Origin of the sequence: Bradyrhizobium sp. SUTN9-2, from assembly GCF_003122645.1 — a bacterium.
Lineage (GTDB): Bacteria > Pseudomonadota > Alphaproteobacteria > Rhizobiales > Xanthobacteraceae > Bradyrhizobium > Bradyrhizobium yuanmingense.
This window is the reverse complement of record NZ_LAXE01000001.1, coordinates 5,991,772-6,011,261: the sequence shown is the minus strand read 5'-3', so window position 1 is coordinate 6,011,261 and position 19,490 is coordinate 5,991,772. Positions and strand designations below refer to the sequence as shown.

The 19,490-nt window shown below is 65.2% G+C and carries 16 protein-coding genes and 1 pseudogene; 11 read left to right on the top strand and 6 right to left on the bottom strand.

The genetic code is table 11. The features are described 5' to 3' along the window. Positions 1 to 124: 124 nt before the first annotated feature. From XF30_RS27845 to XF30_RS40205, 5 genes and pseudogenes are all read right to left on the bottom strand, one after another. Positions 125 to 949 carry a metallophosphoesterase gene (locus tag XF30_RS27845; RefSeq protein WP_109144438.1) on the bottom strand — a complete coding sequence of 275 codons (825 nt, stop codon included), beginning with the start codon at positions 947 to 949 and terminating at the stop codon, positions 125 to 127. A gap of 68 nt (positions 950 to 1,017) precedes the next feature. Next, on the bottom strand, positions 1,018 to 2,298 hold the full coding sequence (locus XF30_RS27840; protein ID WP_109144437.1) for an ABC transporter substrate-binding protein: 1,281 nt from the start codon (positions 2,296 to 2,298) through the stop codon (positions 1,018 to 1,020). Between the two features lie 28 nt (positions 2,299 to 2,326). Continuing rightward, positions 2,327 to 3,163, bottom strand: a complete 837-nt coding sequence (locus XF30_RS27835; protein WP_109144436.1) for a carbohydrate ABC transporter permease — start codon at positions 3,161 to 3,163, stop codon at positions 2,327 to 2,329. Then, a complete protein-coding gene (locus XF30_RS27830; protein WP_057027128.1) occupies positions 3,160 to 4,107 on the bottom strand; it encodes a carbohydrate ABC transporter permease in 948 nt (315 codons plus the stop codon). Before XF30_RS27830 ends, XF30_RS27835 begins: the two co-directional genes overlap by 4 nt. Beyond that, a pseudogene (locus XF30_RS40205) lies at positions 4,100 to 5,251 on the bottom strand (ABC transporter ATP-binding protein). Before XF30_RS40205 ends, XF30_RS27830 begins: the two are co-directional and overlap by 8 nt. 152 nt (positions 5,252 to 5,403) lie before the next feature. Between XF30_RS40205 and XF30_RS27820 the strand changes: the two are divergent. The 8 genes from XF30_RS27820 (at position 5,404) to XF30_RS27785 (ending at position 13,210) form a co-directional block, all read left to right on the top strand. After that, a complete protein-coding gene (locus XF30_RS27820) occupies positions 5,404 to 6,303 on the top strand; it encodes a LysR family transcriptional regulator (protein WP_109144435.1) in 900 nt (299 codons plus the stop codon). A 210-nt stretch (positions 6,304 to 6,513) separates the two neighbouring features. Further along, entirely contained in the window at positions 6,514 to 7,341 is an 828-nt protein-coding gene (locus XF30_RS27815) for an HD domain-containing protein (protein WP_036006127.1), read from the top strand. A gap of 134 nt (positions 7,342 to 7,475) precedes the next feature. Beyond that, a complete protein-coding gene (locus tag XF30_RS27810) occupies positions 7,476 to 8,369 on the top strand; it encodes an alpha/beta fold hydrolase (RefSeq protein WP_109145877.1) in 894 nt (297 codons plus the stop codon). Positions 8,370 to 8,540: 171 nt separating this feature from the next. Beyond that, positions 8,541 to 9,167 carry a GTP cyclohydrolase I FolE gene (folE, locus tag XF30_RS27805; RefSeq protein ID WP_109144434.1) on the top strand — a complete coding sequence of 209 codons (627 nt, stop codon included), beginning with the start codon at positions 8,541 to 8,543 and terminating at the stop codon, positions 9,165 to 9,167. A 144-nt stretch (positions 9,168 to 9,311) separates the two neighbouring features. Further along, positions 9,312 to 9,887 (top strand): HdeD family acid-resistance protein, encoded by a 576-nt coding sequence (locus tag XF30_RS27800; RefSeq protein ID WP_036006124.1) that lies wholly within the window; start codon positions 9,312 to 9,314, stop codon positions 9,885 to 9,887. Between the two features lie 223 nt (positions 9,888 to 10,110). Then, positions 10,111 to 11,322: an ABC transporter substrate-binding protein gene (locus XF30_RS27795; RefSeq protein WP_036006122.1), complete on the top strand. Its 1,212-nt coding sequence runs from the start codon at positions 10,111 to 10,113 to the stop codon at positions 11,320 to 11,322. Positions 11,323 to 11,546: 224 nt separating this feature from the next. Next, positions 11,547 to 12,761, top strand: coding sequence for an acyl-CoA dehydrogenase family protein (locus XF30_RS27790; protein WP_109144433.1), 1,215 nt, complete (start codon positions 11,547 to 11,549; stop codon positions 12,759 to 12,761). A gap of 173 nt (positions 12,762 to 12,934) precedes the next feature. Further along, positions 12,935 to 13,210 (top strand): hypothetical protein, encoded by a 276-nt coding sequence (locus XF30_RS27785; protein WP_204524529.1) that lies wholly within the window; start codon positions 12,935 to 12,937, stop codon positions 13,208 to 13,210. A gap of 214 nt (positions 13,211 to 13,424) precedes the next feature. Here XF30_RS27785 and XF30_RS27780 read toward each other — a convergent pair whose 3' ends face one another. Further along, positions 13,425 to 15,164 carry a methyl-accepting chemotaxis protein gene (locus XF30_RS27780; protein WP_109145876.1) on the bottom strand — a complete coding sequence of 580 codons (1,740 nt, stop codon included), beginning with the start codon at positions 15,162 to 15,164 and terminating at the stop codon, positions 13,425 to 13,427. A gap of 235 nt (positions 15,165 to 15,399) precedes the next feature. Between XF30_RS27780 and XF30_RS27775 the strand changes: the two genes are divergently transcribed. The 3 genes from XF30_RS27775 (at position 15,400) to eutC (ending at position 19,309) form a co-directional block, all read left to right on the top strand. After that, positions 15,400 to 16,782: an ethanolamine ammonia-lyase subunit EutB gene (locus XF30_RS27775; protein WP_036023084.1), complete on the top strand. Its 1,383-nt coding sequence runs from the start codon at positions 15,400 to 15,402 to the stop codon at positions 16,780 to 16,782. A gap of 148 nt (positions 16,783 to 16,930) precedes the next feature. Further along, complete coding sequence (locus tag XF30_RS27770) at positions 16,931 to 18,517, top strand: B12-binding domain-containing radical SAM protein (RefSeq protein ID WP_109144432.1); 1,587 nt, start codon at positions 16,931 to 16,933, stop codon at positions 18,515 to 18,517. A gap of 6 nt (positions 18,518 to 18,523) precedes the next feature. Then, positions 18,524 to 19,309: an ethanolamine ammonia-lyase subunit EutC gene (eutC, locus tag XF30_RS27765; protein ID WP_109144431.1), complete on the top strand. Its 786-nt coding sequence runs from the start codon at positions 18,524 to 18,526 to the stop codon at positions 19,307 to 19,309. Positions 19,310 to 19,490: the final 181 nt, after the last annotated feature.

Here is a 19,490-nt window from a genome sequence, read left to right as displayed (position 1 = left end):
CTTCTGGCCCATCTCCGACCCGGGCGAGGACGCCAGCGCGCTGCTATCGAGGTGGAGCGGACTCTCCAAGGAGTGCAGCGCGGGCTTATGAATACGCGCCCCTGGAAAGGGTCGGCGCTCGCCGTCACCGCACCATGGTCTCGCGATCCCAGGCCTTGTAGTCGGGCGAACCTTGGATGCGGATCGGACCGTCGTAGCCGTATTCCACCATGTGCACGGTCACATAGTCCTCCCCAAAAAATGCGACGCCGTAGGATTGCGGCAGGTCGCAGGCGCTCAGCAGCTTCGTCTCGGAGAACAGCGGAAAGCTCGCATGGTTGGTGCCGCGCAGCGACGAGACGGGGACGCCTGCAATCGAGCCTGCGAGAGGCAAGTGGCAATGCCCGAAGAATACGTGGCGGATCTTGGCCCGGTGGCGACTGACGAGATGCCGGATTGGAGCCTCGTCGAGCAGGCCGATCTGGTCGAACGGGACGAGATGCACAGGCATCGGGTTATGGTGCATGAAAAGCAGGAACGGCCCGTCATGCTCGGTAAGCCGGGCCTCGAGCCAGCCGAGACGATCGTCGCAATAGCGGCCGGCGTGCGTTTCCGGATGGGCGGTGTCGAGGAACAGGCAGCGGCCGGCAGCCGTATCGTGGATGCCCTGGACGAAGCCGTTCTCGTCGGCGAGGTCGGGGAACACGCTCAGGAAGGCGGCGCGCCGGTCGTGGTTGCCGATGCACAGCCGCACCGGCAGCGGATATGCGTCGAGGCGCTGCTTGAGCCATTGATAATCGGCGAGATCGCCCCAATCCGAGAGGTCGCCGGTGATCACCATCAATTCGGCGTCGTGATGATCGTGCAGCGCATGCGCCAGCGCCCGCTCGAAATTGACGCGCGGATCGCGGCCGCCGATGGTCGCACCGGGCGCCGTCAGGTGAATGTCGCTCAGATGCAGCAGTTTCATCGCCAGCTCCGGTCATCGAGGCGGCACGGGACGCCGAGGGCGTCCCGTGCCGGGGGATGTGAGGATGGTCAGCGCGCCGCGCCTGTGGTCTTCGGCAGCAGCTTCTGCACGTCAGCCGTCATGTCGGCGAGGACGGCCTCCGGCTCCTTTGCGCGGGCGCCCGAGATGATCGAATTGAGATGATCCTTGATCACGTCGGTGATCTTCAGGCCGTTGTCGCCGGGGAAGGCGTACCATTTGGTGAGCAGCGCGAGCTGGCTGACCGCGGTGTAGTTGTTGGGGTTCTTGACGTAGAAGTCCTTCAGATAGACCTCGTTGGCGACCTTGTTCGGCGGCATGTAACCGGTGGTCTCCGCCATGATCGCGGCGCCCTTGGGGCCGGTCCAGAATTTCACCGCTTCCCAGGCGGCATCGCGCTTGGCCTTGTCCTTGGCGAGGATCAGCACGACGTTGCCGCCGGCCGGCAGCCTGCCCTTGGTGGAGGCGACGTCCGGGAACGGAATCGTCTTCAGCGCGAACTTGCCGCCGGTCATCTGCGTGACCTTGTTGAGGTCCGAGGTCGAGGTGACGTGGAAGCCGGTCTTGCCGGCCGCGAACGCCGCGCGCATCGACGGCTGGTCGAGATTGGGCATGCCGGCCTCGTTGACGAGCCGCGCGATCGTATTGATGGCGAACTTGCCTTCCGCTCCGTCGAACGCGACCTTGGTCTCGTCGGCATTGAGCATGGTGCCGCCGCGCGCGAACACCGGCGCTTGCCACAGCCAGTTGCCGGTGATGTCCCAGGCATAGGTGACGCCGTTGGTGTCGTTGCCGAGCGCCTTGATCTTCTTGGCCAGCGCGATCAGCTCGTCCCAGCTCTTCGGCAGATTGTTCACGTCGCCGCCGGCCTGCTTGACCAGGTCGAGGTTGACGTAGACGATCGGCAGCGAGATCGCGAAGGGCAGGGCGTAGACCTTGCCGCTGGCGGTGCCGATGTCGAACATCGCCTGGTGGAAGCCCTGCTTGTCGAAATCCTTCTCCGCGGCGATGTAGCCGTCGAGCTCGGCCGGGATGTTCTTGTCGACCAGGACGCGGATGCGGTTCAAGCCCTGGAACGAGACGTCAGGCATCTGATTGGTCACGGCCTCGCGCAGCACCTTCTGGGTGCCGTCCTCGTAGGATTCGTAAGGCGCCCGCATCGTGATCTTGATCTCCGGGCGCACCTTGGCGAATTCCTCGGCGATGCGCTTGTGCGTCTCGGTGAACAGCTCCGGATAGGGATATTGCATCACGATCTCGGTCTTTGTCTGCGCGAGCGCAGATCCGGCCGCAAGCGACAGAGCCGCCGCGGCGATGATGGTCTTCAGCATGATAGACTCCTTGTTTGAGGTGACGTGGCTACTTGATCCCGGTGAGGGTGATGCCCTCGATGAAACGGCGCTGGGCAAAGAGGAAAGCGATGACGAGCGGCGCGATGATCACCATCGCCGCCGCCATCAGCGGGCCGTAGCTGGTGCCGGCCTCGCTGTTGCGGAAATGGGCGACCGCGAGCGGCGGCGTGCGCAAATGCTCGCTGTTGAGCACGATCAGCGGCCAGAAATAGTCGTTCCAATGCGCGACCACGGAGAAGATGCCGAAGGCGGTCACTGCGGGAATCGCGGCCGGCAGCATCACCCGCCAGACGATGCCGAATTCGGAGATGCCGTCCATGCGCGCGGCGTCGACGAGATCGTCGGGCACGGTCTTGAAGAACTGGCGCATCAGGAAGATGCCGAACACCGAGATCGTGAAGGGCAGCACCAGCGCGGCATAGCTGTCGAGCAGGCCGATCTTGTGCAGCAGCAGGAAGACCGGGATCGCGGTCGCCTGCGGCGGGATCAGGATCCCGAACAGCACCAGCGCGAACAGCGTCTCGCGGCCGAGGAAGCGAAGTTTTGCCAGCGCGTAGGCCGCCGGCAGCGCCACCATCACCTGCAACACGAAGATCGAGACCGTGACGATGATTCCGTTGAGCAGGAAGCGCAGCAGATTGGCCTTGGCGAAGGCCTCGCGCAGATTCTCGACAAGCGCGAACTGGTGCGGGATCAGGTGCAATTCGCTGGAGAAGATCTCGGTCTGCGGCTTGGATGCGGTCGAGATCATCCAGATGAAGGGGGCCAGCATGAGCGCGGCGCCCGCGATCAGCAGCACGTGGCGGAGGATCGCCCGGACTGGGATGGGATGCGCGTTGCTCATGTGTAGTGCACGCCGCGATCGGCGAGCCTCGATTTGATCAGGGTGAGCGCGAGGACGAAGACCAGGAAGACGACGGTGATGGCCGCGGCATAGCCCGAGCGGAAGAATTCGAAGCCTTCCGTGTACATCGTGTGGATCAGAACCTCGGTGGATTTCGACGGGCCGCCCTTGGTCAAGACGTGCACGGTGTCGAACACCTGGAACGAGCGGATGCCGGAGATCACGACGACGAAGGTCGTGACCGGCCCCAGCATCGGCCAGGTCACGAGGCGGAAGCGTGCCCAGCCGCTCGAGGCGCCGTCGATCTCGGCCGCCTCGTAGAGCTGCTTGGGAATGGAGACGAGGCCGGCGAGGAACAGCACCATGTTGAAGCCGACGGCCTGCCAGATGCCGATCGCGCACAGCGCATAGAGGGCGGTGCTGCGGTCCTGGAGCCATGCGAAGGCCGGCAGGCCCGCGCCGCGGAGAAGCCCGTTCACCAGGCCGAATTGCGGATGCAGCATGAATTCCCACACCACCGCCATCGCGATCAGGGTCGCCATGACTGGCAGGAAATAGATCGTCCGGTAGAGGCTGCGCAGGCTGGTGCCGCTCTGGATCAGCAGCGCGATCGCAAGGCCGGCGATCACGGCGCCGGGCACCACGATCACGACGTAAGTCAGCGTGTTGCGCAGCGCGGTCCAGAACACCTTGTCGGCGAACAGGTCCTGGTAGTTGGCGAGCCCGATCCAGGAGAAATGCGGCGCGCCGAGCTGATAGTCGGTGAAGGAGAGGGCGATCACGCCGGCGAGCGGGCCGAGCAGCATGACCAGCATGAGCGCGGCGGCCGGCGTCACCAGCGCGTAGGCGGCATGGCTCCGCCTGCTGCCATGGGCCGGCAGCGTGCGCCTCGTCGTGCCCGCGGGAGCGCCGGCGGCCCCGATCGTCATGGAGCCGTCAGACATGGGCGGGCTCACGGATGCGCTCGGCCTGCTCCACTCTGAGCTCGATCCGTTTCCCGGCCGGATCGAACATCCGCACCGCGTCTGGTGCGAAGCCGAAGGCGACGGAGCTTGCCATCGCCGGCAAATGCTTGACGTCCGCGAGCCGCGCGATCAGGCGCGACCCGGTGCCTTCGACCGCCAGATGCACGAAGGCCTCGGCGCCGAGATTCTCCAGATGGACGACGGTTCCGGAGAACGGCCCGGTGCCGAGCTCGACCCGCTCCGGGCGGACCCCGATGCGGCAATCGCCGGCCGCCGCATTGCACGTAAGTTTCAAGGCGGTCCCCAGCACATCGACGCCGCCGTCCTTGCGGATCCGGCCGGGGAGGACGTTGATCTTGGGGCTGCCGATGAATTCGGCAACGCGGATGTCGCCGGGCTCGTTGTAGATCTCGGCCGGCGTGCCGGCCTGGATCAGCTCACCGCCCATCATGACGGCGATCCGGCTCGACATCGTCATCGCCTCGGCCTGGTCGTGCGTGACGTAGACGAACGTTGCCTTGAGGCGGCGATGCAGCTCGGCGAGCTCTGCGCGCATGTGGACGCGCAGCTTGGCGTCGAGATTGGAGAGCGGTTCGTCGAACAGGAAGGCCACCGGCTATCGCACCATGGCGCGTCCGACCGCGACGCGCTGCCGCTGTCCGCCGGACAATTGTCCGGGCTTGCGCCGCAGCAATGGGCTGATGTCGAGCTGCTCGGCGATGCCTTCGATGTCGGCGCGAATGTGCCGTTCCTTGGCGCGCCGGCCCGGCAGCAGCGCACCCAGCAGTGGCAGTCGCTCGATCGCGGAGAGGCGCCGCATCCGCAGCGGCACCGCGATATTGTCGAAGGCGCTCAAATGCGGATAAAGCGCATAGGATTGGAACACCATCGCGAGGTTTCGCGCGCTCGGGCGAATGCCGTCCACGGGGCGGCCGTCGATGTGGACCTCGCCGGAATCTTGCGGCTCGAGCCCGGCAATGATGCGAAGCAGGGTCGACTTGCCGCAGCCGGACGGGCCGACCAGCGAGATGAATTCGCCGTCGGCGATGCGGAAATCGATGCCTTTCAGGACGTCGGTGCCGTCAAAGGACTTGCGGATTGCGGAAAGTTCGATTTGCGCCATGCGCGCTGATCCCCTGCTGGCCCGTTTGCGGCGCACGAGGAGTAGGAAGCGCGTCTGACATTCACATAACGGTCAATGGCCCGGCTTATGGTCGTCCCAAGTTTTGCTTTCAGGTCCGGAAGACGGGGAAGAACGATCTTGGGTTGCTTGTTGTGGCGTTGACGTCGTCGCGTGTCCGGGCGGTCAATGCGGTGTTCGAGACCGGCAGCTTTGCCGCTGCGGCAAGGCGGCTCGGGGTGTCGCAGCCGGCCGTTGCGCAGCTGGTGCGGGATCTGGAGGCCGAGTTCGGGGTGGCGCTGTTCGACCGGCACGGCCAGACCCTGATCGCGACGTCGCTGTGCCGGCGGCTCTATGCCGCAACGAGCCGCATGCAGGCGGTCGAAGCCGATGCGCTCGCCATCCTGCAGCAGCGCGACGAGCTCACGGGGGGTGAGCTTCGCATCGGGCTCGGCAACGCCATGCCCGGCATGGCGTTGATCGCGGCGTTCCGCAATCTCTATCCGAAGATCCAGATCAACATCGAGATCGGCAGCTGGTCGGCGATCATGGCCGCGGTGGTCGACCAGCGCGTCGACGTCGCCGTACTGCCGGAGGTGCCGCAGGACAACCGCTTCCGGCGCGAGCCCTGCGTGCAGCAACGCGTCGTTGCGATCTGCCATCCCGTTCACGACCTCAGCCGCCAGTCGCGCGTGTCCATCGCCGGCCTCGTGCAATATCCGCTGGTGTTCCGGACCCGGGATTCCGCGACCCAGCGCGCCGTCGACCGGGCGTTTCGCGCCCTCAACCTGCGTGCCAGTCCGGCGATCATCGTCAATACGCGCGAGGGGATGCTGGAGGCGGTCGCCAACCGGCTTGGCGTCGGCTTCGTCTGGGAGCACGGCTCGAGCCGCATCGACCGGATCGCGAAGGTGGCGATCGCGGAAATCGAGGCGGAGTCGCCCGAATACATCTTCTCGCTGGCGGGCAAGCGCGGCAAGCTGGTCGAGCTGTTCTACCTGGCCCGAAGCCTTTCGCGCCCGGCCGACGGCGCCGATATCCTGGCTGCGCCCTGAGCGGCGGCCGCCTTCCCGCCGCTTTGGGTTGTGCTGAACTGTGACGGCAACCGTGATGTTGCGCAGCGGGACGGTAAGGTATTTGCGTATTTTCCGTCCCCGAAGTTTGGTTACCCGGCCCAAGATGGGCTATGCTCCCCGCTGCGTCGACGACAAGAATGAGACGTCGGGAGATGGCATGGGATACCAGCGGCGGACGGGGCTGCGTCCATGATAACCTTACCCAGACTGGCAGCTGAATCGCTGGAGCAGTTCCTCGGCAACTTCATGCGCCGCCGGTACGATGAGACTTCCGCAAGCATCGTTGCCAGCGCAACCCGTACCGCGATGGAATGCATCGGCAACAGCGATGCGCTCTACCACAATATCGAGCATACGATGCTGGTGACCCTGGCCGCCCAGGCGATCCTCCGCGGCCGAAGCCTTCATACCCATCTTTCGGCGGAAGATTACGTTCATGTCCTGATCGCCTGCCTCGCCCACGACATCGGCTATGTCCGCGGGCTGTTCGAGGAGGACGACGCCGACGGTTTCGTCATCGATGCGGCCGAAACCAAAATCTCGTTGCCGCGCGGCGCGTCGGACGCGAGCCTGATGATGTATCATGTCGATCGTTCGAAGCTGTACGTGACGCGGAGGCTGCGGCATATCCCGGGAGTCGATCCGGAGCGCGTTGCCCGCGCCATCGAGGGGACGCGCTTTCCCGCCCGTGAAGGCCAGGAATACGACGACGAAGCCTCGATCCTGCGTGCGGCCGACTTCATCGGCCAGCTCGGCGATCCCAACTATCTGCGCAAGGCCAACGCGCTCTATTACGAGTTCGAGGAGGTCGGCATCAACCGCCAGCTCGGCTACGACTCGCCCGCCGACATCGTGAACCGCTACCCGCAATTCTATTGGAACAGCGTTGCTCCGCACATCCAGACCGAGATCGGTTATCTCAACAAGACCGAGATCGGCCGCCAATGGATCGCCAACCTCTACAGCAACGTGTTCCGCGCCGAACGTGACATCTCGCTGTCCGGTCCGCAGAAATAGGCGCCTTGTAGCCTCGTAGCCCGGACGGAGCGTAAGCGAAATCCGGGATTCGCGGATACAGGCGTCCCCGCATTGCGCTTCGCTCCATGCGGGCTACAAGAGCTCTGCGCAACGAGATCATCCGTGAGCAAATCATGCAACAAAAAACCATCACCACTGATATCCTCGACATCGCTTATCGCGAATACGGTGCGCCGGACGGCTGGCCCTGCGTCATGGGGCATGGCTTTCCCTATGACGCGAACGCCTATGCCGAGACCGCGCCGATCCTCGCCGAGGCCGGCGCACGCGTGCTGGTGCCCTGGCTGCGCGGGTACGGGCCGACGCGGTTTCGCTTCGCTGAGACGCTGCGCTCCGGCGAGCAGGCGGCGTTAGGTGCCGATCTCCTGGCCTTCATGGATGCGCTCGGTATCAGGCGCGCCGTCGTCGGCGGCTACGATTGGGGCGGGCGTGCCGCCTGTGTGGTCTCGGCGCTCTATCCGGAGCGCGTGGTCGGTCTCGTCTCCGGCAATTCCTACAATATCCAGAACATCGCCCTCGCCATGGAGCCGGCTTCGCCGCCGGAGGAGGCGGCGTTCTGGTATCAATATTTATTCCACAACGAGCGCGGCCGCCGCGCGCTGCAGCGCAACCGCCGCGGCTTTGCCCGTCAGCTCTGGACGATGTGGTCGCCGAAATGGGCCTTCGACGACGCGACGTTCGAGACAAGCGCCGTGTCCTTCGACAATCCCGATTTCGTCGATGTCGTGATCCATTCCTACCGCCATCGCTACGCGCTCGTGGCCGGCGATCCCGCCTATGCGGGGATCGAGGCAAAGCTCGCCGCGCAGCCGCCGATCCGTGTCCCGACGATCGCGGTCGACGGCGACAGCGACGGCGTCAATTCCGGCACCGCCCACCACGCGCGCAAGTTCGAGGCATTTTTCGAGCGGCGCGTCTTCACCGATGCCGGTCATAATCTGCCGCAGGAGCGGCCGGCCGAATGGGCTCAGGCCGTGATCGACGTGCGGAAAGCGGCTGCGTCATAGGCGGCCCCGAGGCGCCCTCGGGGCACCTCATCATGAGGGGATTGGCGGGTCGGCACTAGGCCATCCATCCGTTCCCCAAATTTCCCCGACTTTCGGGAACCTTTTCCGATTGCGGCCGTCCAAGCTGTGGGCCCGCTTCCATATGCGGGCTCGTTGCAGGGGAGAAGCTTGATGAAGTCACAAGTGCGCAAGCTGGAACGTGTCGCCGTGGCGCAGACGCCGACCGATCGGCCTGACAGGGCGGAGGTCGAACAGGCGATCCGGACCATGATCCGCTGGGCCGGCGATGATCCCGCGCGCGACGGTCTGCGCGAGACACCTGATCGCGTCGCACGCGCTTTCGAGGAGTATTTTTCGGGGTACGCGCAGGACCCGACCGAAATTCTGCAGAAGACTTTCGAGGAAATCGAAGGCTATGACGAGATGATCGTGCTGCGCGGCGTTCGCTTCGAGAGCCATTGCGAGCACCACATGGCGCCGATCGTCGGCCGCGCCTGGGTCGCCTATATTCCGCAAGGGCGCGTGGTCGGCATCTCCAAGCTCGCACGCGTGGTGGACGTCTACGCAAAACGGCTCCAGATCCAGGAGAAGATGACCGCGCAAATCGCCAATACCATCAACGATGTGCTCAAGCCCGAAGGCGTCGGGGTCATCATCAAGGCGACACATCACTGCATGACCACGCGCGGCGCGCACAAGCCCGGGACCGATCTCGTCACCAGCCGTATGCTGGGTGTGTTCCGCGACAATGCGCTGACGCGCCAGGAACTGCTGGGGCTCGCCAATTCGGACGATTGACCTGCGCTCGGCGCTGACCCGCCGCATTCGATCTTGATTTGCGTCAAGGTTGCGGCAGGCGAGGTCTGCTCTGCTGGGTGTTGTCTCGGTCGGGTGCGTGCTATCATGGCGTGTGCCCGGGGGCTTCGCATGCAGGAGTGGCCCATGACAACTGCGTCAGATACGTCTCATCCGTCCGGTCTCGGCTCGGGAATGGCTGCGCTACACGCCAAATGGGGCTGGATCGTCGCGCTCGGCGTCGTCTACCTGATTGCCGGCTTCGTCGCGCTCGGCAGCATGGTGATGGCAACGGTGGCGAGCGTGATCGTGGTCGGCGCAATGATGATCGTCGCCGGCGTCACCGAGGTGATCGGCGCATTCCAGATGAAGAGCTGGGGAAAGTTCCTGATCTGGGCCTTGCTCGGTGTGCTCTACATCGTTGCCGGCTTCCTCACCTTCGCGAACCCGCTCTTCGCCGCGGTTCTGCTCACGCTGTTCCTCGGCGCCTCGCTGCTGGCCTCCGGAGCGGTCAGGCTGTTTCTCGCCTTCAGCATGAAGCGCGAAAGCCCGTGGGGCTGGGTGGCGGTGTCGGCCGTCGTCACGCTGCTGCTCGGGCTGCTGATCCTGGTGCGCTGGCCGGTGAACAGCGTCTACATCCTCGGCCTGTTCCTCGGCATCGACCTGATCATGGCCGGTGCCGGATGGGTCAGCTTGGGCTTCGCCTTGAAGCGGCGCGGCTAAAGCATGATCCGGAAAAGTGCCGAAGCGGTTTTCCGGAAAGCTCATGCGTCAAGAACAACCTGACGCACGATGACGATTCATCAAAATCTCGTCGCGCTTCAGGCGATGCCATCAGCAACTCGACGCAAGACCATCTTGATGAACTCCGCTGATCTGACGCGCTGACAAGAAGCAGCGCGCCGCGCGGTCGTTTCGCCGCGGCGACAATCATCGGGGAGAAACCATGAAAGCCGCTTTGGCCCTGGCCGCAGCGCTGGCTGCCGCCTGCTTGTCCGCTCCTGTCTCCGCGCAAAAATCCTACGGTCCTGGAGTTAGCGACACCGAGATCAAGATCGGCAACACCATGCCCTATAGCGGCCCGGCATCGCCGCTCAGCATCACGGGACGGGTGATCTCCGCCTATTTCGACGAGATCAACGAGAAGGGCGGCGTTGGCGGCCGCAAGCTCAACCTGATCTCGCTCGACGATGCCTTCTCGCCGCCCAAGACCATGGAAGCCGCGCGGCGCCTCGTCGAAGGCGACGGCGTCGCCTTCATCTTCGCCACCATGGGCACGGCGCCGAGCTCGGCGATCGCAAAATATCTCAACAGCAACAAGGTGCCGCAGATCTTCCTGATCAGCTCGGCCTCGAAGTGGAACGATCCCGCCAACATGCCTTGGTCGATCGCGCTGCCCTGGGCGCCGAACTACACCAGCGAGGCTGCGATCGACGTCGCCTATGCCCGCGCCAGGAACCCGAATGCGCGCTTTGCGGTGCTCTACCAGAACGACGACGCCGGCAAGGAATATCTTCGCGGCGTCAAGGAGGCGCTCGGTGCCGACGCCGACAAGGCGATCGCGATGGCCTCGAGCTTCGAGGTCGCCGATCCCACCGTCGATTCCCAGGTCCTGACGCTCGCCAATACCAAGGCCGACGTCTTCATGATCTATTCGGTGACGCCGCGCGCCTGCGCGCAGGCGATCCGCAAGGCGCACGAGGTCGGCTGGCAGCCGACGCGCTTTCTGGCCTCCGGCTGCGCCAACAAGGCTACCGTGATGGCGCCCGCTGGCCTGGAGGCCGGCAAGGGTGTGCTGTCGCTCGGCGCGCTCAAGCCGTTCGTCGAGGCGCCGAAGGACGATCCGGCGATGACGGCCTATATCGACTTCATGAAGAAGCGCCTGCCCAATGCCGACATCAACAACGTCGCCGGCCTCTACGGCTACACCGTCGCCGAGGCGCTGGTGGCGCTGCTGAAGCAGTGCAAGGACAATCTGACGCGCGAGAACATCATGGCGCAGGCCGCGAATCTGAAGAACGTGCCGCTGTCGCTCCTGATGCCCGGCATCACCCTCAACACCACGCCGCAGGATTTCCGCCCGATCAAGGACGGCTACATGCTCCAGTTCGACGGCAACGACTGGGTGGTGGCAAGCGAGCTGTTGCGCGGGACGTGAGGCATGAAATAGCGGCCACACGGCGGTGCACCCTCTCCCCTTGTGGGAGAGGGTGGATGCGCGAAGCGCAGCCGGGTGAGGGGTTTCTCTCCGCGTGCGAAGCTGTCTGTTGTGCTTGCGGAGACAACCCCTCATCCGGCGCTTCGCGCCACCTTCTCCCACAAGGGGAGAAGGGAAGAAGCGCCCTCATCGAGCGCAATATACTTGGCGAACAGGAGACCACCATGGACTTTCACCACTCCGCCCGTTCGCTGGAGCTCCAGGACCGCGTTCGCCAGTTCATGCAGGCCCATGTCGAGCCGGTCGAGGAGCTCTACTACGAGCAGGTCAAGCCGGAAGCTTCACGCTACAAGACTCCGCAAATCCTTCAGGATCTGAAGCGGCGGGCGCGCGAGCAGGGGCTCTGGAACCTGTTCCTGTCCGGCGAGCACGGGCCGGGTCTGACCAATCTCGAATACGCGCCGGTGAAGGAGATCATGGGCCGCATCCTCTGGGCGCCCGAGGTCTTCAACTGCTCCGCGCCCGATGTCGGCAACATGGAGGTGCTCGCAAACTACGGCACCAAGGCGCAGCAGGAGCGCTGGCTGAAGCCGCTCCTCGAGGGGCGCATCCGCTCCGGCTTCTCGATGACGGAGCCGCAGGTCGCCTCCAGCGACGCCACCAACATCCAGTGCGAGATCCGGCGTGACGGCGACGACTACGTGATCAACGGCCGCAAATGGTTCACCTCGGGCGCGATGAACGAGGATTGCGAGATCCTGATCGTGATGGGCAAGACCGCACCCGACCATCCCGACCGCCATCGCCAGCAATCCATGATCCTGGTGCCGAAGAATACGCGTGGGGTGCGCATCGTCCGCGACATGCTCACCTACGGCTATGACGATGCGCCGGTCGGCCATCCCGAGATCGTCTATGACAACGTCCGCGTGCCCGCCGAGAACGTTTTGCTCGGCGAGGGCCGCGGCTTCGAGATCGCGCAAGGCCGGCTCGGCCCCGGCCGCATCCACCATTGCATGCGCCTGATCGGCTGCGCCCAGCGTGCGCTCGAACTGATGTGCCAGCGCGCGGTCTCGCGCGTCGCCTTCGGTAAGCCGCTCGCAGAGCAGGGCTCGGTGCGCGAGGACATCGCGCATTCCTTCTGCGAGATCGCGCAAGCCCGCCTGCTTACCTTGCAGGCCGCCGACAAGATGGACCGCGAGGGCAACAAGGCCGCGCGCGACCTGATCGCCGCGGCCAAGATCGTGGTCCCCAGCATGGCCGCCCGCGTCATCGACCGCGCCATCCAGATTCACGGCGCCGCCGGTGTCTCGCAGGACACGTTCCTCGCGCGGGCTTACGTCTACGCCCGCTTCATCCGCATCGGCGACGGGCCGGACCAAGTGCATCTCGCGGCCGTCGGGAAGGAGCTGATCAGGCGCGGCGGGGTGATGGGGTAAGTCGCGATGCAGTATGGGCTCCGCCGCTCAAGGAGCGCATCCTGGCCCTCGCAAAGGATCCGCGGCTGATCACGATCGGCGATCACGTCGCGCTGGGGCATCCGCTCGTCCGCGAGGCCAACGGGACCTGGGAGGGCAGCTCCTGCACGCAGCTGTTGGCGGGCGGCGCGATGATGCTTCAGAAGACGACGACGCCAACCGAAGGCGAGCGCGCAAGACGGGACAGCATCATCGATTTCGAGCGACGGCACTTGCTCGCGGACCTGCGCGCCGGTCGACCGGATGTGATCCTCGTGGATACCCGGCTGCTGAGCGCGGTCCCGTTCGACTGGCTGGCCTGGGCAAGGTCCGATCCGGAGCTCCAGGCCGAGCTAAGTCGTTACCGCGAGCTCGAGGATGCCGGCGGCCGCGTCCGGATCTTGGTCGCTCGATCGGGTTCGGAGCGGTAACCCCGTTCGGTTGCCAGCCGCGGCACAGGCGCCACGCTCGGCATGCTGACATCATGCCCCTGTTTTGCCCGACGAGTCAAAATCGGTCCGTAAAAACAGCAGGGCTTCGCGCCGGGCCGCCAAGCCATTGAAAAAGCTGACCCCCGTCTACTGTGCATGGGGTTGTTTTTCCGTTTTTGCTGGAGCGACCGTTTTCGCGGCGCCAGGCGGGCCGCTACCCCGCCTTGGCGATGCGACCGTCCGCCGACCCCGCGCGCAGGTTCTGGAAGAACGTCTCCACCTCCCGCGACAGCGTCTGCGCCGTCTCGGTCAGGCTGCTGGCTGCGGTGAACACCGAAGCCGCCGCGGTATCGGTCTCGCCGATGGCATCGCGCAGCGAGGTGATGTTCGCCACCAGCGTCTCGTTGCCTTGGGCAGCGCTTTGCGCGTTGGAGGAGATCTCGCGCGTGGCCTGGTCCTGCTGACTGACGGCGCCGGCAATCGCGGACGTGACCTCGTTGATCTCGCGCACCGCCCCGCCGATCTCGCGCACGGCGTCGACGGCGTTCCGCGTCGAGGCCTGGATCATTGCGACGTTCTCGCTGATCTCGGCCGTGGCCTTGGCGGTCTGGCCCGCGAGCGCCTTCACCTCGTGGGCGACGACGGCAAAGCCGCGGCCGGCATCGCCGGCGCGCGCCGCCTCGATGGTGGCGTTCAACGCGAGCAGGTTGGTCTGCTCGGCGATCGCCTGGATCAGGTTGAGCACGCCGTCGATGCGTTGCGTGGCTGCAGCGAGGCTCTCGATCTCGGAGATCGACTTCTCGGTGCGCTGGCCGGTCTGCTCGACCGCGCCGGCGCTCTGTCGCACCTGGCGGCCGATCTCCACCACCGAGGCCGAAAGCTCCTCGGCCGCGCCCGCCACCGCGGTGACGTTGTGCGAGGCCTGCTCGGTGGCGTTCGCCGCGGTGCCGGCGCGGCTGCTCGCATCCGCAGTGACACGCGTGATGGTCTGCGCGGTCTCGCGCATGACGGAGGCGTTGTCGCTGAGGCCGCGCATGATCGCGCCGATCGCCTCGCGAAATTGCTCGACGGACCGCTCGACGTGACGGGCGCGCTCCTCGCGCGCGGCGGCGTCCTGCGACACTTGCGAGGCGAGATTGCGGTTGCGCCCCATCGAGTCCTGGAACACCTGGATGGCGCGGGCCAGCGCGCCGATCTCGTCGGCGCGGTCGGAGTGCGGCACCACGACATCGGCGGCGCCGTCGGCGACCTGCTTGATGGTTGCGGTGATCGCGGCGAGCGGCCGGGCGATCGAGCGGGCAATGATGACGATGCCAGCGACGACGAGGGCCAGCGCCACGCCGCCGAGGCAGGTGAGGATGAACGACAATGTGCGGGCGGTCTCGGTCTGCTGCGCGATCTGCCTGCCGCGCTCGGCATAGACCTTGGACAGCGCCTCGAGGTCCTTGTTCAGCGCCGAGCGGACGCTGCGGTTGGCGTCGTTGTCGCCCCATTCGCGGCCCGCTGCCGCGTTGATCTCGACGCCGCGCCGCACCAGCTCCTTGCGGAACTCGACGAACTGCTCGATGCGCTTCTTGAAGGTCGCGAACTGCTCGGCATCGTCGGCCTTGACGATGGTCTCCCAGCGCTTCACGACGTCGACGATCTGGGCGTTGAACTTGAGCAGGCCGTCGCCGTATTTCTTCACCACGGCCGGCTCGGTCGACATGTAGATGCCGCGCGATTCCATCACCACCGCATAGACGAGGGAGTTGACCCGCTCGACGTTCAGCGCGGCGGCATTGGCCGTCTCAATCGCGACTGCGAGGTCCGCGCTGCGGCGGCTGTTGTAGTCGGACAAGATCGCGATCGCTGCCGTGAGCAGCGCGAACAGCGCGAAGATCGCATAGAGCTTGCTGGCAAGCGTGAAGCGGCCTGCCGGCTTGGCGGCATTCCCAGATCGGTCGGATGTCATGATGTTCAAGGAGCCCGGATTGGCCTGACCGGCCGGTGAACGGGGTCAGGCAAATTGTTGCAAAACTATGCAGAACGAAGATGGACGCCTCGTTAACGCGCGGCCTGGCCGCCTCCGTCCTTGGTCGAAGGAAAGGCAAGTCATTTCAGCGTCTTGATCCGAAGGTTTAGTTTCAGGATAGTCTTTTGGGATAGTCTTGGAGTCGGCCGTTGGCCGAGCAACCCCGGAGAGACCCTTGGTCTACCGCCACAGCATCGACGCCACGACCTACAGCTTCCCTGACCTGCGCGACCTGCTCGCCAAGGCGACACCCCCGCGCTCCGGCGACCGGCTGGCCGGCATTGCCGCTGCCAGCTCCGAGCAGATGATCGCCGCGCGGATGGCGCTCGCCAATGTGCCGCTCGGCCAGTTCCTGCAGGAAGCCGTCGTTCCCTACGAGGCCGACGAGGTCACCCGCCTCGTCATCGACAGCCATGACGCCAGGGCGTTCGCGCCGGTGGCATCGCTGACGGTCGGCGCCTTCCGCGACTGGCTGCTGTCGGACGCCGCAACGCCCGAGATCCTGCGCAAGCTGGCGCCCGGCATCACGCCGGAGATGGCGGCCGCGGTGTCGAAGCTGATGCGCAACCAGGATCTGATCCTGGCGGCGCGGAAATGCGAGGTCACCACCGCCTTTCGCAACACTATCGGCCTGAGGGGGCGGATGAGCACACGCCTGCAGCCGAACCATCCCTTCGACGATGCAAGGGGCATCACCGCCTCAATCCTCGACGGCATCCTGCTGGGGGCGGGCGATGCCTGCATCGGCATCAATCCCGCCAGCGACGACCCCGCCGTCATCGCGCAATTGCTGCGGCTGCTCGACGAGATCATCGCGCGGCTGCAGATCCCGACGCAAGGCTGCGTCCTGACCCATGTCACGACGACGCTGTCGCTGATCGGGCAGGGCGTGCCGGTCGACCTCGTCTTCCAGTCGGTCGCGGGCACCGAGGCCGCCAACCGCAGCTTCGGCATCGACCTCGCACTGTTGAAGGAGGCGCAAGAGGCCGGGCTGTCGCAGTCGCGCGGCACGGTCGGGCGGAACCTGATGTATTTCGAGACCGGCCAGGGCTCGGCGCTGTCGGCGGGCGCCCATCACGGCGTCGACCAGCAGACCTGCGAGGCGCGCGCCTATGCGGTCGCCCGCGCCTTCGCTCCGCTGCTGGTCAACAGCGTGGTCGGCTTCATCGGCCCGGAATATCTCTATGACGGCAAGGAAATCATCCGCGCGGGGCTGGAGGATCATTTCTGTGGCAAGCTGCTCGGCCTGCCGCTCGGGGTCGACATCTGCTACACCAACCACGCCGAGGCAGATCAGGACGACATGGACAATCTCCTGACGCTGCTCGCCGCCGCCGGCGTCACCTTCATCATGGGTGTTCCCGGTGCCGACGACGTCATGCTGAACTACCAGTCGACGTCTTTTCACGACGCGCTCTATGTCAGGGACGTCTTCGCGCTGCGCCGCGCGCCGGAATTCGACGACTGGCTGGCGCGCTCGGGCATTGCAGGTGCCGATTTCCGGATTGCCGGCGATGCAGGCCTGCTGCCCGATTTTGCCGCGCGGCTGATCGCATGAGGCGGAAGGTCAACTCGGTTGGGAAACCATCGGCGCCTCTCGGAATTATGCTTACGCCACAATATTGAGAAATTCCGCCGACAGCATTACGCTATGTGTCGGGCTGGCAATTTCCGCACCATCGGTTGAGTGTGGCGGGGGAGCTTTGATGCGAGCTGAAAGTAACGGAACGTCCCGGCGGATTCTCTGCGTGTTTCCGCGCTACACCTCGTCCTTCGGCACGTTCGAGCATTCCTATCCCCTGACCGATGGCGTCCGCGCCTTCATGCCGCCGCAAGGGCTGCTGCTGATCTCCGCCTATCTTCCGAAGGAATGGCAGGTCAAATTCGTCGACGAGAACCTGCGCCGCACGACGAGGGAGGAGTTCGAATGGGCGGAAGCCGTCTTCGTCAGCGGCATGCACATCCAGCGCCAGCAGATGAACGACATCTGCCGCCGCGCCCATGAGTTCGATCTGCCGGTCGCGCTCGGCGGGCCTTCTGTCAGCGCCTGTCCCGACTATTACCCGTCCTTCGATTATCTGCATGTCGGCGAGCTCGGCGATGCCACCAACCAGCTGATCGAGATCCTGTCGCGCGGCACCTCGCGGCCCGAACAGCAGGTCGTGCTCACGACCAAGGACCGCGTGCCGATGACGGAGTTTCCGATCCCGGCCTACGAGCTCGCCGACGTGAAGAAGTACTTCCTCGGCAGCATCCAATATTCCAGCGGCTGTCCCTACCAGTGCGAGTTCTGCGACATCCCCGGCCTTTACGGCCGCAATCCGCGCATCAAGACGCCGCAGCAGATCATCGCCGAGCTCGACCGCCTGCGCGAATGCGGCATGACCGACACGGTCTATTTCGTCGACGACAATTTCATCGGCAACCGCAAGGCGGCCATGGACCTGCTGCCGCACCTGATCGAGTGGCAGAAGCGGACCGGCTACGTGGTGCGGCTCGCCTGCGAGGCGACGCTCAACATCGCCAAGCGCCCCGAGATCCTCGAGAAGATGCGCGAGGCCTATTTCATCACCATCTTCTGCGGCATCGAGACGCCGGATCCCGACGCGTTGAAGGCGATGCAGAAGGACCACAACATGATGGTCCCGATCCTGGAGGGCGTGCGCACCATTAACTCCTACGGCATGGAGGTGGTCTCGGGCATCATCATGGGGCTCGACACCGACAAGCCGAACACCTCGGAGGCGCTGCTCGCCTTCGTCGAGGAGTCCCGGATTCCGCTGCTCACCATCAATCTGCTGCAGGCGCTGCCGAAGACGCCGCTATGGGACCGGCTTGAGCGCGAGGGGCGGCTGGTCGAGGACGATGGCCGCGATTCCAACGTCGACTTCCTGCTGCCCTATGACGAGGTCGTCGCGTCCTGGAAGCACGCCATGGCAGTCGCTTACGCGCCCGACAAGGTCTACGCGCGCTATCAGCACCAATGCGACCACGTCTATGTGAACCGGCTCAAGGTACCGGTGCCGGACGAGATGAAGACCTGGCGCAGCATCCGGCGCGGCCTCGTCATGCTGCGCAACATCTTCTGGAAGGTCGGCGTGCTCGGCGATTATAGGCGCGTGTTCTGGAAGTTCGCGCTGGGCCGCATCAAGCGCGGCGACATCGAAGGCCTGATCGGCTGCACGCTGGTCGCGCACCATCTCATCACCTTTGCGCGCGCGGCCTCCAGCGGCAAGCAGAACGCCTCGAACTATTCGATCCGGCTGCGCGAGGCCGCCGTGCCCGCCGAATGATGCCACATGTCTGACCCGGCCCTGCCGCGCCGTCCGACCCTCGATTTGCGCTCGTTTACGCCTGCGCGCGTCGCGCTGGGGCGCAGCGCCGCGAGCCTGCCGACGAGAGCGTTGCTCGATTTCACGCTGGACCATGCCCGCGCGCGCGATGCTGTGCATGCGGCCTTCGACACGCCGCGTCTTATCGCCGATCTCGACGCACTCGGTGTTGCGGTGACCGAGGTCAGGAGCCGGGCGGTCGATCGCGGCGACTATCTGCGGCGGCCGGATCTGGGACGACAGCTCGACCCCGGCTCGGCTCAGCGTCTGGCACGAAGCATCTCGGCGCCGTGCCAGCTGGCGGTCGTGATCGGAGACGGCCTGTCCGCGGCGGCGGTCCATAGCCATGCGGCGATCGTGGTAAGGCGCCTGTTGCAATCGCTTGCACAGGGGGATGCTGTCGCGGTTCGCCATGTCGTCGTCGCCTCGGGCGCGCGCGTCGCGCTCGGCGACGAGATCGGCGCCATTCTCGGTGCGCGCATGGTCGTGATGCTGATCGGCGAGCGGCCCGGCCTGTCCGCGCCCGACAGCCTCGGCGCCTATCTGACCTTTGCGCCGAGGCCCGGCCGCGCCGATGCCGAGCGCAATTGCGTCTCCAACATCCACCACGCCGGGTTGAGCCACGAGGAGGCGGCGTTCAAGATCGCCTGGCTGGTCCGCGAGGGGCTGGCCCGGGAGATCACCGGCGTGGCGCTGAAGGACGAGAGCGCGGACCGCGCGCCGCGCCAGATTGGCACATCCTCGCCGGGATGACGGTCATTCCACGCCCGGATCGCCACTTTTCTGATCGATTCGGCCGCGCCGGGCCTGCTTGCGAAAAGACCTGTTGACCTGCTAAACCGCTGCCGGCGATTTTCCGCGCATTTTCAAAGGGCAAGCCTCCCATTGGTATGGCGTTTTCAAGCCGTTCGCGCGGCGCGATAAGCTCACAGCC